Source organism: Pseudomonas agronomica, from assembly GCF_025917275.1.
Classification (GTDB): Bacteria; Pseudomonadota; Gammaproteobacteria; order Pseudomonadales; family Pseudomonadaceae; genus Aquipseudomonas; species Aquipseudomonas agronomica.
The window spans coordinates 1-15,976 of record NZ_JAOSHO010000079.1; the positions used below are offsets into that span (position 1 = coordinate 1).

The 15,976-nt window shown below is 60.5% G+C and carries 14 protein-coding genes; 3 read left to right on the forward strand and 11 right to left on the reverse strand.

Annotated features, from left to right (window positions below; genetic code table 11):
- From tadA to treP, 8 genes are all read right to left on the reverse strand, one after another.
- On the reverse strand, nucleotides 1–461 hold a 461-nt coding region (gene tadA / locus OC610_RS08885), incomplete at its 3' end, for a tRNA adenosine(34) deaminase TadA (protein WP_264427472.1).
- The gene (locus OC610_RS08890; protein WP_264427473.1) at nucleotides 461–1,837 is read right to left on the reverse strand and encodes a multicopper oxidase family protein; all 1,377 of its coding nucleotides are present in this window, start codon (nucleotides 1,835–1,837) and stop codon (nucleotides 461–463) included. The genes OC610_RS08890 and tadA, both read right to left, overlap by 1 nt.
- 144 nt (nucleotides 1,838–1,981) lie before the next feature.
- Nucleotides 1,982–2,377, reverse strand: coding sequence for a DUF6632 domain-containing protein (locus OC610_RS08895; RefSeq protein ID WP_264427474.1), 396 nt, complete (start codon nucleotides 2,375–2,377; stop codon nucleotides 1,982–1,984).
- 252 nt (nucleotides 2,378–2,629) lie between these two features.
- Nucleotides 2,630–2,917 carry a PTS transporter subunit EIIB gene (locus OC610_RS08900; RefSeq protein ID WP_264427475.1) on the reverse strand — a complete coding sequence of 96 codons (288 nt, stop codon included), beginning with the start codon at nucleotides 2,915–2,917 and terminating at the stop codon, nucleotides 2,630–2,632.
- 2 nt (nucleotides 2,918–2,919) lie between these two features.
- Nucleotides 2,920–5,454: a phosphoenolpyruvate--protein phosphotransferase gene (gene ptsP, locus OC610_RS08905; RefSeq protein ID WP_264427476.1), complete on the reverse strand. Its 2,535-nt coding sequence runs from the start codon at nucleotides 5,452–5,454 to the stop codon at nucleotides 2,920–2,922.
- 67 nt (nucleotides 5,455–5,521) lie between these two features.
- The gene (locus OC610_RS08910) at nucleotides 5,522–6,745 is read right to left on the reverse strand and encodes a maltoporin (RefSeq protein WP_264427477.1); all 1,224 of its coding nucleotides are present in this window, start codon (nucleotides 6,743–6,745) and stop codon (nucleotides 5,522–5,524) included.
- A 141-nt stretch (nucleotides 6,746–6,886) separates the two neighbouring features.
- The gene (gene treC / locus OC610_RS08915; protein ID WP_264427478.1) at nucleotides 6,887–8,533 is read right to left on the reverse strand and encodes an alpha,alpha-phosphotrehalase; all 1,647 of its coding nucleotides are present in this window, start codon (nucleotides 8,531–8,533) and stop codon (nucleotides 6,887–6,889) included.
- A 61-nt stretch (nucleotides 8,534–8,594) separates the two neighbouring features.
- Complete coding sequence (gene treP / locus OC610_RS08920) at nucleotides 8,595–10,037, reverse strand: PTS system trehalose-specific EIIBC component (protein WP_264427479.1); 1,443 nt, start codon at nucleotides 10,035–10,037, stop codon at nucleotides 8,595–8,597.
- Nucleotides 10,038–10,282: 245 nt separating this feature from the next.
- Here treP and treR point away from each other — a divergent pair, with 245 nt between their 5' ends.
- Nucleotides 10,283–10,987 carry a trehalose operon repressor gene (gene treR / locus OC610_RS08925; protein ID WP_264427480.1) on the forward strand — a complete coding sequence of 235 codons (705 nt, stop codon included), beginning with the start codon at nucleotides 10,283–10,285 and terminating at the stop codon, nucleotides 10,985–10,987.
- A 105-nt stretch (nucleotides 10,988–11,092) separates the two neighbouring features.
- Here the strand turns inward: treR and OC610_RS08930 are convergent, their stop codons facing one another.
- On the reverse strand, nucleotides 11,093–11,617 hold the full coding sequence (locus OC610_RS08930; protein ID WP_264427481.1) for a helix-turn-helix transcriptional regulator: 525 nt from the start codon (nucleotides 11,615–11,617) through the stop codon (nucleotides 11,093–11,095).
- 4 nt (nucleotides 11,618–11,621) lie between these two features.
- A complete protein-coding gene (locus OC610_RS08935; RefSeq protein WP_264427482.1) occupies nucleotides 11,622–11,897 on the reverse strand; it encodes a hypothetical protein in 276 nt (91 codons plus the stop codon).
- Nucleotides 11,898–12,465: 568 nt separating this feature from the next.
- Here OC610_RS08935 and OC610_RS08940 point away from each other — a divergent pair.
- Both OC610_RS08940 and OC610_RS08945 read left to right on the forward strand, forming a co-directional pair.
- Entirely contained in the window at nucleotides 12,466–12,879 is a 414-nt protein-coding gene (locus OC610_RS08940) for a hypothetical protein (RefSeq protein ID WP_264427483.1), read from the forward strand.
- Entirely contained in the window at nucleotides 12,827–14,545 is a 1,719-nt protein-coding gene (locus OC610_RS08945; protein WP_264427484.1) for a TerD family protein, read from the forward strand. Before OC610_RS08940 ends, OC610_RS08945 begins: the two co-directional genes overlap by 53 nt.
- Before the next feature lie 234 nt (nucleotides 14,546–14,779).
- Here OC610_RS08945 and guaA read toward each other — a convergent pair.
- The coding region (guaA, locus tag OC610_RS08950; protein ID WP_264427485.1) for a glutamine-hydrolyzing GMP synthase at nucleotides 14,780–15,976 on the reverse strand (1,197 nt) is incomplete at its 5' end.

A 15,976-nucleotide genomic window follows, 5' to 3' on the forward strand; every position in this document is an offset into this window, starting at 1 on the left:
TCGCTCAGCACCGTGCTGCACTCCTCAGCCAACACCCCACCCTCGAACATCACCCGATGGTTCAGGAAGCCCTGGCTGAAAAACTGTCCCTGGCTCTGCACAATCCCTGCCTTGGGCTCCAGCGCTCCATAGACGACCCGGGCGATACGTGAATGAACGATGAGGCCGGCGCACATGCTGCACGGCTCCAGGGTCACGTAGAGGATGCTACCCGGCAGGCGATAGTTGCTCACCGCCTGGGCGGCGGCGCGGATGGCGACCATTTCCGCGTGGGCGCTGGGATCGTGACCGCTGATCGGGCAGTTGAAGCCGCGCCCGATGACCTCGCCATCCTGCACCAGCACCGCGCCCACCGGCACTTCGCCCAGCGCCGCGCCTTGTGCCGCGAGCGCCAGGGCTTCGCGCATGAAATCCTGGTCACGGCTGCGGTCAATGATCCTGGCGGGGCGAATCTGGCGCATCACGCCACCTCGATGGCGGCCATCAGGCCGGTTTCCATGTGGTCGATCACATGGCAATGGAACATCCACACGCCCGGATTATCCGCCACCAATGCCACCTGCGCCCGCTCGTTCTTGCCCAGCAGGTAGGTGTCGGTGAAATACGGGATGACTTTGTGGCGGTTCGACGCAATCACCTTGAAGCTCATCCCGTGCAAATGGATCGGATGCTGGTACTGGGTCATGTTTTTCAATTCGAAAATGTAGCTCTGGCCTTTCTTCAGCGTGGCGATCGGCCGGTCGGCGCAGGTCTTGTCGGTGATGTCCCAGGCCTTGCCGTTGATCTGCCAGAGGCTCGGCGGCTTGCCGTTGTCCGTGTTGACCGACACCGAGCCGACCCATTCGAAATTGAAGTTGAGTTTCTCGGCATTGGCCAGGTCCGGTTCGGACACCGGGTTAGGCGGCAACGCAGGCGGCCATGGCGTCGGCGCGTCGTTATTGGGCACCGAACGCAAGGTACCCAGGCGTACCGGGCCATTGCGCAACGATAACTCTTCACCGGCCGGTGGGGCCTTGATCGCCAGGCAAATGCGCATGCCTGGGCCCAGCCAGTATTCCTTGCCCAGCGGGCGCGGTTCGATGGGGTTGCCGTCCAGCGCGTAGATCTGCGCCTCAACGCCTGGAATGTTGATGCGATAAGTGAGCGTGTTGTCGAGGTTGAGCAAACGCACCCGGGTGATCTGCCCGGCCGGCAGGTCAATCACCGCTTGCGACACCCCATTGATGGTCGACAGCCGTCCAGCCGTGCCGCCGCGCGCCGCCTCACGGGGAATGCTGAACTCGACAAACTGGCCCTGCTCGTTCACATGCCAGCTCTTGAGGCTCAAGGTCTGCTCATATTTGAAACCGGTGGGCTCGCGCTCTTCGATGATCAGCGGCCCCACTAACCCTCTTCCCAGTTCTTCGCTGCTGTTGACGTGGGGGTGATACCAATAGCTGCCGGCATCCGGCACGCGGAATTTGTAATCGAAATACTCGCCCGGCAGCACCGGCAGTTGCGAGACGTACGGCACGCCGTCCATTTCCAGCGGCAGGCGGATGCCATGCCAATGAATGGTGGTCGCGACCGGCAGGTGATTGATGAAACGCACCCGCAACCATTCGCCCTGGCGCGCTCGCAGCTCGGTGCCCGGCGCCGACGGACCAAACGCCCAGGCCTGTGTCTTGTGCCCGGCCACCAATTCCACGTCCAGGGGCGCGGCGATCAATTCATAGTCGTGACCGGCCTCGGCATCCGCCATCTTGCCCAACCAATACCGCGACGTGCCTCCAGCACCCACACCAACGACAACAAGACCGGCCAGGCCACCGAGTATTTGGCGACGGGTAAAGGACATGAACGCGACTACCTCTGCATCTGCGACGGACCGGCGGGCCCGCAAAAGGCGAATACGATACACCCGCAGATGAGAAACGGTAAGGAAACCAAGATGAAAAAAACCTGTGGTGGTCACTTCCCGACAAAAGAATGAACCGAGCGGTCAGCGCGCGTTTACCCCCCGAGGCGTAAAAAAGGCCAGCGCCGCCGCAACGACGAACAAGGCAGGCACATCGCCGAGCAAGTGCCCGTAGTGCGACGCCCCATCCATCCCGACGCCAAATGACTGCACCGCCATGATCGCGCCATGTACGACGCTCGACCAAACGGTGAACCAGATCAGGCTCAGGTGCTTCATCGGCTCGCGGGACGCCCTCAGCAGGAACACGCCGAGTGTCGCGTAGATGCCGACAATCATCAGCGGATAGTCGGAATGGCCGCTGTGCCACGTCCAGCCGGACGGCCACAGGATCATCAACGGCCAGATCGCGAATACGGCGATCAGACCGACCACGATCAAAACGATGCGCAGGGCGGCGAGTTTTTCAGTGTCGTTCATGGCAGGCTCCGGGATTGCGGCGTGTGATTCGCCGCAATGGGTTGCCTGAAGTGTAGAACACACTTGGAGCGCACACCGGCTCCTCCCGTGGCGAACGGCTGTACGGAACTGCCGAAGGTTGCGATCTTTTGATTTGATCTTTCGCTTGCGACCCAATGGTCTGGGACGAGATCGCAGCCTCGTTGCACTCGGCAGCTCCTACATAGTTCCTACATAGTTCCTACATGGTTTCTACACAGCTCCTACGGTGGTTCAGCCTTGTAAGCCGGTGATCAAATGCACCACGCCGTTATCCAGCGTCATCAGCCCCGTCACACCGGCCGCGCTCAACCCCGCCCGATCGATGCGCGTCACATCCCGCAGTTCCACCCGCAGCCGCGTCAAGGCCACGGGCTGATGGGACTTGAGATTTTCAACGCCGCCCAAAGCCGCCAACATCGCTGGCGCCAACCCATCAGCCACTACCGGCGGCCTGGACTCATCCGGCACCAGGTCCGGGGTCAGGGCTTTCCAGAAAACCTGCTGCAGTCTGTCGAACATTTTCATTGCTCCGTAACCAGGGTGGCCGGATGGGCCGTGGATGGACAAGTACGCAGGAGATTACGCACCTGCTCCGCGCTGCCCTGGCCCAAGGCCTGTTGAGCAAGCGCGCGGCAAACAGTCAGGTCCCATTCCCGTACGCAGGCCTTGATCGTCGGAATCAGCGGCACGCTGACTGATAACTCGTGGACACCAAGCCCCAGCAACACCGGCACCGCCAAGGGCTCCGATGCCAGCGCGCCACACACACCGACCCATTTTCCATGGGCGCGAGCGGCCTCGGTCGTGCGGGCGATCAGTCGCAACACCGAGGGATTCAGGCTGTCGGCCTGGCTGGCCAGGCGCGGGTGGTCACGGTCCATGGCCAGGGTGTATTGGGTCAGGTCGTTGGTACCGATGGAAAAGAAGTCCACTTCAGGTGCAAACAGGTCGGCCATCAGCGCCGCCGCGGGTACTTCGATCATGATGCCCAGCTTTGGCGCCTGCTTGAGTCCCAGGTTGCGGACCTCTTCGTCCAGCATTTGCCGCGCCATCCTCAATTCCGCCAGTTGCGTGACCATCGGCAGCATGATGTGCAGCCGCGCCAGTCCCGAACAGGCGAGAATTGCCCGGAACTGTTCGCGCAACAGTTGCGGCCGCTCCAGGCACAGGCGAATGCCGCGCAGGCCCAGGAATGGATTGGCCTCAGGAGCCATCGGCACATAGGCCAACGGTTTGTCCCCGCCCACATCCAGCGTGCGTACCACCAGGTTGCGCTCAGGGCCCAGGGCCCGCGCGACTGCGCAGTACAGGGCCGCTTGCTCGTCGTGGCCGGGTGGGTGCGCGCGATCCAGGTAGAGCAGTTCGGAGCGCAACAGCCCGACGCCTTCGCCTCCCAAGACCATGGCCTGTTCCACGTCCCGCAGCGAGCCAACGTTGGCGCTGACTTCGACTCGATGGCCATCCAGGGTACGAGCCGCCTGGGCCGACTGTTCAAGATCACGCTGATGTCGCTGGCGCTGGCGGTCGTTGGCGGCCTGGCGTTCCTCGATCAGGGCTTGATCGGGGCTTACGTGCAGCTCGCCGCCGTCGGCATCGAGCAATACCTGGGTGCCGTTATCCAGCGCCAGTACCTGTTGCGCCACGCCACACAACGACGGCAGGCCCAGCGCACGGGCGAGGATCGCGACATGGCTGGTGGCGCCGCCGCCCACGGTGACGAAACCGGCGATCCGCGAAGTATCAAGGCTGGCAGTCTGGGACGGCGTCAGCTGTTCCGCGACGAGGATTGACTGCTCAGGCAGGCTCCAGCGCTCCTCTTGAACCCCCAGGATCAGCTTGAGCACCCTTTGCCCGACATCGGCCAGGTCCATCGCACGCTCGGCCAACAAGGCACTGCCCAACTGTCGGAACAGGGAAGCGGTTGCCTCGGTTGCGGTTTTCCAAGCGAATGCCGCGCTCCGGCCCTCGGCCACCAGGGCCTGGGCCTGCTCCAGCAACGTAGGATCTTCCAGTAACTCTTCATGGGCGCTGAAGATCTGCGCCTGAACGGTACCCGCCGCCTCGCCCTGCAATGCCCTCAAGGCCTGCGTCGCCTGCGCCAGCGCTCGCTCCAGCGCGGCCCGTTCGATTTCGATCCCTGTGCCCGTCGGTTCGATGTCCAGTTCCTGGGACGCAATCTGGACCACGACGCCCAACGCAGAGCCGGGCGACGCGCAGACGCCCCGCAGCCGATCGGGTACCGAAGGCGCGACAAGGGGGGCCAACTCCAGCGACAGTGGTGCTTCGACCCGTTCGCCGCAGCCCGAAAGCAGCAACTGCTCCAGCGCTTCAATCGCTTGCCTGGCCTGGGGTCCGTCGGCGCTGACCTGCAGTCTGTCACCCTTGACCGTCTGCAATGCCATGATCGCCACCACGGATTTGGCATTGGCGGCGGCTTGCTGCTTATGCAGTTGGATGTTCGCATCAAAAGCCTTGGCCGCCTGGGCAAACACCGCCGCAGGACGCGCGTGCAGACCGCTCTCGTTGGGCAGGATCAGCGGACTGGAAAACAACACCGAGCCCTGCTGCACCTCTTGCACCGCCCCTTGCTCATCTTGATCCACCTGCAACAACGGCGCACCGCTTTCTATACAAGCGGCGTCATTCATCAGCAGGCTGAAGGGCTCGCCGCTGACCACCAGCATCAACGTCAACAGACTGCGCGCATGCAAGGCGACGTAGTCCGCGTCAAAATCAATCAACGGTTGGCCGACCTCGACCCGCTGCCCCATTTTCACCCGCGAGGTGAATCCCTTGCCCGCCAGACTGACCGTGTCCAGACCAATATGCATCAGCACCTGGACGCCGTTGTCAGCCGTGATGCTTACCGCGTGGGCGCTGTCCTGAAGCGTGCCGATGACACCGGACAGCGGCGCACAAAGCGTCTGCGAGGTCGGATCGATGCAGACGCCATCCCCCACCACACGACTGGAGAAAACCGGATCCGGCACGCTGTCCAAAGGCATCAGGACACCGGACAGCGGTGCGAGCAATTGCAAGGGTTGTGTTGTGTTCATGACTTCACCTGCTGCTGTTTTTTTCGCATCGCGGGCATGCAGAGAATACTGGCCCGCGCTACACGGGTCATTTCCACCAGTATTCGATCTGCAGGCCCACGTTGGAACCATGCCGAGCTCCGCCAAAGACACCGGTGTCGGACAGCGCCGAGCCGGCCGCCAGTTCGTTGGCCGCGCGCTGGGCCGCCTCGTTCCAACTGGCATAGGTGTAATAGACGCGTATTTCAGGGCGAGCCCAGAATTCCGGGCCCTTGGGTGACCAAGTGGGTGCAAAGGTGAATTTGCTCAGCTTGCGCGTTCCATTACTGGCCTTCACCTGGTCATGGCCCAGTTCGGTCACCAGCTTGAACTGATCGGTGATGGCATAGGCGGGACGAACCCCCAACGACAGCCAGTCCTGGTCGGCCCCGTCGGGGCGGATGTCCTTCTGGTACACCGCCTGCACTTGCCCGCCGAAACGCGGTGTGACCTGCCAATCGAAAAACTCCACCAGGCGATAGCTCTTGTTGCGGTCATCCAGCCCGGTGTCGCCGGTATACCCCAACCCGGTGCCGGGGCCCTCGCCGTATTGCAAGGCCAGTTTATTCTTGCCGCCGAGAAAGTCCTGCTGCACATGCTGGGTGGTCAAGGCCCAACCGCGATGGACGCCGCGACGGTCCGCCCGGTCGATGAAGCTCAGGCCAAACTCCAGCTCGCCGCCGGGATTGGTCTTGAAGCCGGCGACGTTGAAGTCATGCCGGTTGACCGGGTCTTTCTGGTACAGGTTGTCCTTGCGCGAAAAGGCATAGCTGTATTTCAGCCCGCCGATCAGCACGTCCTCGATCCCACCGCCGGTGGCGCTCTGGTTCCAGTAGTAGAAATCCGAGATATGGATGTCGTTCCGCTTGTAATAGCGCCGGCCGGCCCACAACGATCCGCCGTTCAGGCTGGGCATGTTCGACCACTGGGCATACATCTGGGGCATGCGCGCCGCGCCGTTTTCGCCCTGGAAGGTCGGCGTGCGGTCATAGCGGTTATACAGCGACGCCATGCCGTCCACGCTCAGCACCGATCCGTCATCAAGGGTGAACAGATCCTGGCGCAGCTCCAGCTCCCCGTACTGCTCGCACTCGTTGCCCAATCGATATTTACTCTGCGCCCCGGGTAACTGGAAGCAAGACTGGGAACGACCATTGGTCGCGCTGCCGACGCCACTGCGCAGGTACCCGGAAAACTCCAGCGCCTGGACCGGGAACGGCAGCGCCAGGCAGATACAGGACGCAGCCAGGCCGCGGTTTATTATTGTTTTCATACGCCTCTCCATTGTTTCTTATTGTTTTTTTGCTCCATGGCTCCCCCTTGATTTGCCAACCAACTGACGACAAGGGACCCACGATGCGACTGGCGCAACGTGTTCGCTGTCAGGCATTGCCTGGGTCAGGGGAAGTTTTTTTCAGTCGCTCAGGTGCAGCACGAACGACTCGTAGGGCCGCAGGCGCAGCCGTTGGTATCGATGTTCACCGGCTTCGTAATTGCCGATCACCCAGCGCTGTTTCGTGCCAGGGTCTAGGATCCCTTCGGGCAGTTCCACGTCGCAGTTGCCTGCATAAAAATGGCTGACCACCAGCAAGCGCTCCCCTTGCCCTTCGCGCAGGTATGCCCACACGTGCGGATGTTCGGGAAGCAGCAGACGATAAACACCGTCCTGGATCAGGGCTTCGCTGCGGCGCAGGGCGATCAGTTGACGGTAGTAATGCAACACAGAGGTCACGTCTTTTTGTTGCTGCTCTACATTGATGAACGCGGCATTGGCAGGCACGCCAATCCACGGCTCAACCCGGCTGAAACCTGCATTCGGCCCGGCATTCCACTGCATCGGCGTGCGCCCGTTGTCACGGGATTTCTGCATGATCGGCGCCATGGCCTCGGCTTCGGACATCCCGGCGTTGCGCTTGAGGCGATAGATGTTCAGGGTTTCCACATCGCGGTATTGCTCGATGTGCTCGAAGCCCGGGTTGGTCATGCCCAATTCTTCGCCCTGATAGACGAATGGCGTGCCCTGGAGAAAGTGCAACGCCGTGGCGAGCATCTTCGCCGAAGGCGCGCGGTATTCACCGTCGTCACCGAACCGCGACACCACCCGCGGCTGGTCATGATTACACCAGAACAGCGCATTCCAGCCGCCGCCGGCCTGCATGCCGACCTGCCAGTCGGACAGGATGCGTTTGAGTTCGAGAAAATCGAAATCGGCCCGCACCCATTTTTGCAGGTTCGGGTAATCCACCTTCAAATGATGAAAGTTGAAGGTCATCGACAGTTCGCGAGAGGCCGGGCACGAATAACGAACACAGTGCTCCAGGCTGGTGGACGACATCTCGCCGACGTTGATCAGCTCGAAACCTTCGAAGACTTCCCGATGCATTTCCTGCAGGTATTGGTGCACGTTGGGACCGTCGGTATAGAAGCGCCGGCCGTCCGTGTGGTCGTCAGGAAAGTCGACCGGCTTGGAGATCAGGTTGATCACGTCGAGGCGAAAGCCACCCACGCCCTTGTCACGCCAGAACCGCATCATCTTGAACACTTCGGCGCGCACCCGGGGATTGTCCCAGTTCAGGTCCGCCTGGGTGTGATCGAACAGGTGCAGGTAATACTGGCCGGTCTGGGCTTCGTACTCCCAGGCCGAGCCGCCGAACTTGGACTCCCAGTTGTTCGGCTGGTCGCGCCAGATGTAGAAATCGCGGTACGGGTTGTCGAGGCTGCTGCGGGCGGCCTGGAACCAGGGATGCTCGATGGAAGTGTGGTTGACCACGATGTCCAGCATCAGCTTGATGCCGCGCTTTTGCGCTTCGGCGATCAACAATTCGCAATCGGCCATCGTGCCGTAGCTGGGGTCGATGGCGTAGTAGTCGCTGATGTCGTAGCCATTGTCCCGTTGCGGCGAACGCAGGAACGGCGTCAGCCACAGATAATCGACACCTAGCCAGTGCAAGTAGTCGAGCTTGTCCACCACCCCCAACAAATCGCCGGTGGGCTGGCCGCCATGGCTATAGAAGCTCTTGGGATAGATCTGATAGATCACCGAGCGTTGCCAGTCTTGCATGTGCTTTTCCTTCAGTCTGTTCTGTACTGGCCTTGCGGGCCTCATCGTGCAGCCACCGATATCAGGCAACCCGATACCCTGGCCGGACGATCTTCATGCTCAGCGCACACGTCAGGGCAAAGGGCACACTCATGGCGATGACCATGCCGACCACGAACATCGGTATGTAGTCCGGCACGATCGAAATGAAACCCGGCAGGCCTCCTACGCCAATCGCTGAAGCCTTGATCTTGTTCAGCGAGAGGAAAATGCAACCCAGGGCCGAGCCCACCAGGGCGCAATAAAAGGGAAATTTGTAGCGGAGGTTGACCCCGAACATCGCCGGCTCGGTGATGCCGAAATAAGCGGAAATCGCCGAGGTAGACGCCATGCTCTTGTCCCGCGCATTGCGCGTCATGTAGAACACCGCCAGCGCCGCGCTGCCCTGGGCCAGGTTGGACATGACAATCATCGGCCAGATGAAGGTGCCGCCCTGGGTCGAGATCAACTGAAGATCCACCGCCAGGAACATGTGGTGCATTCCGGTCACCACCAACGGTGCGTAAAGCAGGCCGAAAATCGCCCCGCCAATCACCGGCGCCAGGTCGAACAGCGCCACCATGCCTTCGGTGATCAGGATCCCCAGGTGCCGGGTGACGGGACCGATGATGGCGAGGGCCAATACACCGGTGATCACGATGGTGGTGATGGGAATCACGAGCAGTTGGATGGCGTTGGGCACTCTGGCCCGCAACCATCGCTCGATGACGCTCATGACATAGGCCGCCAGCAGGATCGGCAGGATTTGCCCCTGGTAGCCGACTTTCTCGATCCGGAACCAACCGAAGATATCGAAATACGGCAAGCTCTGGCCGTCCAGCCCCGCCACGGCCTTGCCGTAATTCCAGGCGTTGAGCAGATCTGGATGGACGAGCATCAGGCCCAATACGATGCCGAGGATCTCACTGCCGCCGAAACGCTTGGCCGCCGACCAGCCCACCAGGGCCGGTAAAAAGACGAAGGAGGTATTGGCCATCAGGTTGATCAGGCTCCAGACGCCGTCCAGGTTCGGATAGGCATCGAGCAACGTCTGCCCGGCAATGAACATGCCCTTGGCACCCAGCAGGTTGTTGACACCCATGAGCAATCCGGCGATGACCAGGGCGGGCAGGATAGGCATGAACACATCGGACAGCACCCGCACCAGTCGCTGCATGCCGTTGCCCTTCTGCGCACCTTGGCGCTTGACGTCGGCAATGGTGGCGGCGGCCAGGCCCGTCAGCTCGCGAAGGGCCGCGTAGACTTTTTCCACCTCGCCCGGACCAATGACCACCTGGAACAGGCCACCGGTAAAGAACGAGCCCTTGACCAGGTCGATCTGGTTCAGCGTAGCGCTGTCCACCCGGCCGGCGTCCTTGAGAGACAGGCGCAGGCGCGTCACGCAGTGGGCCGCCTGCTCGATATTATCGACGCCACCCAAGCTTTGCAGCAGCTCGCTGGCGATTCTGGAGTAATCGTGGCTCATGCTTTTTTCTTCCGCGTCATTCTTGTTATTGAGAGTCGACAGCACGTGGAAGAGGAAAATACTCGTCTGTACGAGTTAAATCAACAACTCGTACAGACGAGTTATGTTTTTGTTTATGATAAGCCCCCGAGATCCCGGAAACGTCCTACGCTGCTGTCGGCGAAAAATGACAGCCGAATGGACAAATCCCCCAATTGGCCCGTAAGGTTCCGCACCGGTGAACAGCGCGGTACAGAGCCCTTTCCATGAGTAAATACAACCAGATCTACAACGATCTGCTGACCAGCATTACCACCGAACGCCTGGAGCGCGGCGCCCGGCTGCCCTCCGAAACCGAACTGATGGACAGCTATCAGGCCAGCCGTGGCACGGTGCGCAAGGCCATCGAACAACTTCAGGAACGGGGCTTCGCCCAGAAGATCCATGGCAAGGGCACCTTCGTGCTATCGACCCAGCCCATCGAATTCCAGCTGGGTGGCATCGTCAGCTTCCAGGAGACTTATCCGCGCCTGGGCAATGACGTCAGTACCGAAGTGGTCGAATTCAGCCAGTTACCGCTGGAGGGCGCCTTGCTTGAACACATCAAGGCGCCCGTCGGCAGCCAAGTCACCCGCATCAAGCGGGTCCGGCGAATCGATGGCAAGCGCGTGATCCTCGATATCAACCACTTCGTCAGCGACGTGATCCCCGGCCTGACCCGCGACATCGCCGTGCAGTCGATCTACGCCTTCATAGAACAGACCCTGCAACTGCAAATCGCCTACGCCCAGCGCACCATCGAAGCGGTCCGCTGCGGCAAGGACGACCAGCAACACCTGGACCTCGACGGGCAGAGCCATGTGATCGTGGTCAGCAACCAGACCTTTCTCCAGGACGGACGGCAGTTCGAGTACACCGAATCGCGGCATACGCTGGATAAGTTTTATTTTTCGGATGTGGCGCGGCGGTGAGGATAGCTTGGGTAGCGGCCTCTACAGGTCGCGATCGACTGTGGACGCTATGCCGGCTCGTCAGGGAACTATCCTGTAGTCGACGCCCAAACATCAGTGATTTTGTCACCCAACCAAAGCGTCCAACTCTTTAATATCCATACCAGGCAATCTTCGGCCTTCTTTCGTAACGTTGACCTGCAAGGCCACCTGTGCCACATCCAGCACGTTCTTGGCAAGCGAATAGCTGCCCTTGGCCTGGAGCCAGCCCAGAACATCCGCCAAGTGCCAAATGGATGTACTCCCCTCGTGCACGGGTGTTGGGAAGCTCCCTGGATGAGCCAACATCAATTTACGCATATTCTGCCGCGATACGCCTACGATCTCAGCAACGTCAGTCAGCCCGACCCAATCTGGCGCAACCTCGATCAACTTTGCCGACGGTACCGCGCGCTGGACATCGGCCAGAGCGCTAAGCACGGCCTCGACCGCATCAGGCGCATCGCGAGTGAACTCAAGCGCCATCCGCCCCGGCTGCCCGATACCAACCAGGGCATCATCGCAGCCCGCTTCACCCAGCCGCTCGACCAATTCATCCATGGCACAGCCGTCATCAACAAGCTGATATTTCAAGGTAAAGATATATTCCATCGTTCTATTCCTTAGCGTCGTGATCCGCATCGCGCTGATTGCGATGCGTCGAGCAATTCTCCACGACGCGTCTCAACGCTCGCGCGTGGTTGCCTGGGTTCTTCGGCGTGCTCCATATCGAAGTGATGCAGAACTCACCGCAACGGCACTCCACGTCTTTGAACGGACAATAAATTCGTCCCCAAGCGTGGCTGCCGCCGACGTCTATGCGCCAGCCATGTCCTTCGGCGTGTCTTAATGCTTCCTCAATCTCTTTTTTCGGGTGCGTTGGACGACTCATCCGTGATCTCCAGTATTCGCATGAAGCGCAAGGCTGTCAAATGACAACCTTACGCACTCTTTCAAACGCAGCATTCAGCCGCGCTCACGTTGGTCGATAGCAACTTGATGAACTGTGGCGGACGTCGGTGAGCACGCGACAGCGTTTGCGAGCACGCCGGTGAAACCAGTTGGGCATCGCCGCCGATGGTAAGCATTCTTCTGCGCCTATTGAGGCAAGAAATCGTAGCGAAAGGTGACGGTGGCGCTTGGCACTCCATTGGGAGCAAGCTGTCTCGCCGCGGTTCCGGGTCGACGGAACGGTCCTGTGGGGAGCTTCCAAGTCCGGAAGCAATTAAAAGGAAAATTGCCGGCTGAGAATCGAGTACGTTTCAAGTTATGTGTTTGCCTGACAAGCAGGACCCACCTTTCGTACAATGCCGCCGTGGCTATGGAACACCTTCCTTCTATCCCTAATGACCTAGGGGTTCCGCTCTCCACACCGCGCCTGCTATCAGCAGGCGTTTTTATATCGACTGAAGACGCGACGCTGCTGCCTGATCACAACGGCGGCCAAGGGAGAATCAAGCATGAATCAGGAGCTGTTCCTGCGTCGCCGCAACAAGGTTCACGTCCCGACGGGCACGGGCGGTGCTACGCGCGCCCAGGTCGCGTCGGCTGTCCAGGAAATCGCCGTGTTCCGATGCGTGCTATCGGAGCCATTGATTGAGCGCATCAGCATGCTCTCGGCGGCAGAACTCACACACTGGCTGCGCGGCATTGTCGCGGTACTGCGGCGGCAGACCGGCGCTCATGTGCACCACCGGCCGCTTTATCCTGCCTTCCCGGAACAGGTACTGAAGGCTTCCGAGGCGGAGTTGTACCTTACCGCCGTCTTGCACTACCTCACGCTTTGGCGTTTGCCCCCCCGAAGAACATTCTCGACCCGTGATGCTGGAAGGGAATTTTATATCCAGAGTCATCGAACTGGGAAACGTCTCTGAATTCGAGTCGATGCTCGAACCGCTGGTTTCATCGCGTACCTCGCTCTCTGAAGAGGAAACCGCCGATGTCGTCTGGTTTATCCGAGAGTACAAAGGCGACGTGTTCCGATTGCTGCCGGAAGCCGTGCCGTTTCGAGAAACCCGTGCATTGGTTGGCGGCGCACTGCTCCTGCATGTAGCCAGCGATGCGCGGCTGGACGCCTTCCTGGAACAAAACGTCGAAACGGCGACGGACGTGCTACGACTGGCGGTCGCGTTGACTGGAGGAGACGTGTCGCTGACGACAGCTTCGACTCGCTTCACGGCGATGAAGCGCGCGACGCGCCGTCTGCTGTTGCGCCTACTCGACCGCGCATCCAGCGCTGCGGAAGATGTGATGCGCCATGCCGAACGCTGGAAGCGCTTGGCCGAAGTACTTCATCCGGGGGAGTATGCCGATAAGTACCCATGCGCTCTCGCCGCCATCACGGCAGCGCGCCGCAACGACGCGCCGGCCTCGTTTGGATCACGTGTCGAAACACTGCTTGCCCAACGTCAGATCGCCGCACTAATGCCCATACTGCAGGATCGTCCCGGTGAATTCGCTCGACGGCTGGATGTGACCTTGCGTCGTGCGGCCGATAAAGATGTAGCGGCCGTGCTCGATGCTTTCGAGACTGTCGCGGCACAGGTCTCCTCACCCGTCCTGCTGCAGGTACTGGCCCACGTACGTGCCCCGCGTCCCCTGCCCTTACGAGCCTTCACACCGAAAGGGGCATTGGCCAAAGTCTATGCCGTCAAGGATCGACGCGAACCAATCACACCCGAAGTATTGGCTCGTGCAGCCCGAATCTGCGAAGAAGCTCTGATCAAGCGTTTCGCGTCGCTGCCGCCGCTAGGTCGATGTTTCATCGATCCCACACTGCGCGAATACAGAGTGCCACTGGCGCAGCGCGCCGCATCGAAGTCGCTGCGTACGCTGGTGCGAGGCAGCCGGCTGCCTATGCCCGACACGCGTTTCATTCGCCTGTTCCTCTGGTGGAAAAACGGCGGTCAACGCACAGACATCGACTTGTCCGCTGCTTTTTTCGACGACAACTTCGTGTTCATGCAAGCTGTCGCGTACTACAACCTGAAGGGGTTTGGTGGATACCACAGCGGTGACATCGTCGACGCGCCCCACGGTGCTTCGGAATTCATCGACCTTGATGTTGATGCCCTCCTCGAGAAGGGTATCCGCTACGTCGTCACGTCCATCAACTCTTATACCGAGCAGCCGTACTGCGACCTTCCCGAATGCTTCGCTGGCTGGATGGCCCGGGCCGACGTGGCATCGGGTGAAGTATTCGAACCGCGTTCCGTGATCGACCGTCTCGATATTGCATCCGATACCAAGATCTGCCTGCCATTCGTGATGGACCTGCAGGAGCGGCGTGTGATTTGGGCCGACCTGGGGCTCACGTCTTCGCCGCAGTGGAACAACGTTCAGAACAACCTGAGCGGGGTATCGTTGATGCTGCGGGCCTTGGTCCACACGCCACGTCCGGATTTGGAGACGCTGTTTGATCTACACGTGCGTGCGCGAGGAGAACGCGTGGCTTCGCCGGAACAGGCACAGGCGGTATTTTCGCCTCACCAAGGGGTTACGCCGTTCGATACGGATTTGATTCGAGCAGCGTTTCTCTGATACCTGAGCCGGCCTTCGACATGATCGCCGTGTGCCTGATCCTGTCAGCCATCGATTAGAACGGGATAAAAACGATTAGATAACAAGAGCCGCGCACCAAAACGATTATTTCCAACAACCGGCTCGTCAGAGTGAAGGAAGAGGTTGAAGATGCCCCTTCCTCCCTCCGAAGACAAAATCGACGTTGCATCGATTTCAAAACCGCAGGGGATAATTATCCCCCGGGATATCCCTTCATTCCCACTCAATCGTCGCCGGCGGCTTGCTCGACACGTCATACGTCACGCGAGAAATGCCTTCGATTTCATTGATGATCCGCCCGGAAACGGTTTCCAGCAGCTCGTACGGCAGGTGTGCCCAGCGAGCGGTCATGAAGTCGATGGTTTCCACGGCGCGCAGGGCCACGACCCAGGCGTAACGACGGCCGTCACCGACCACGCCCACCGATTTCACCGGTTGGAACACCACGAACGCCTGGCTGACCTTGTGGTACCAGTCGGCCTTGCGCAGTTCTTCGATGAAGATGTGGTCGGCGCGACGCAGCAGGTCGGCGTATTCCTTCTTCACTTCACCGAGGATCCGCACGCCCAGGCCCGGGCCCGGGAATGGGTGGCGGTAGACCATGTCGTACGGCAGGCCCAGTTCCAGGCCGAGGCGACGCACTTCGTCCTTGAACAGTTCGCGCAGCGGCTCGACCAGCTTGAGGTTCATCTCTTCCGGCAGGCCACCGACGTTGTGGTGGGACTTGATCACGTGGGCCTTGCCGCTCTTGGCGCCGGCCGACTCGATCACGTCGGGGTAGATGGTGCCCTGGGCCAGGTACTTGATGTTGTCCAGCTTGCAGGATTCGGCATCGAATACGTCGATGAAGGTACGGCCGATGATCTTGCGCTTCTTCTCCGGGTCGGACTCGCCGGCCAGGTTGTTCAGGAACTGCTCTTCGGCGTTGGCGCGGATCACCTTGACGCCCATGTTCTCGGCGAACATGGCCATCACTTGCTCGCCTTCGTGCAGGCGCAGCAGGCCGTTGTCGACGAACACGCAGGTCAGCTGGTCGCCGATGGCCTTGTGCAGCAGCGCGGCAACCACCGAGGAGTCCACACCGCCGGACAGGCCCAGCAACACGTTGTCGGTACCGACCTGGGCGCGGACCTGGGCGATGGCGTCTTCAGCGATCTTCGACGGGGTCCAGAGGGCTTCGCACCCGCAGATGTCGAGGATGAAGCGCGACAGGATGCGGCCGCCCTGCTTGGTGTGGGTCACTTCAGGGTGGAACTGCACGCCGTAGTAGCGACGATCATCGTTGAACATGCCGGCAATCGGGCAGCTCGGGGTGCTGGCGAGGACGTGGAAGTCTTCCGGCATCTTGGTGACCTTGTCACCGTGGCTCATCCACACGTCGAGGCCGAACAGGCCATCAGCGTCGACGTG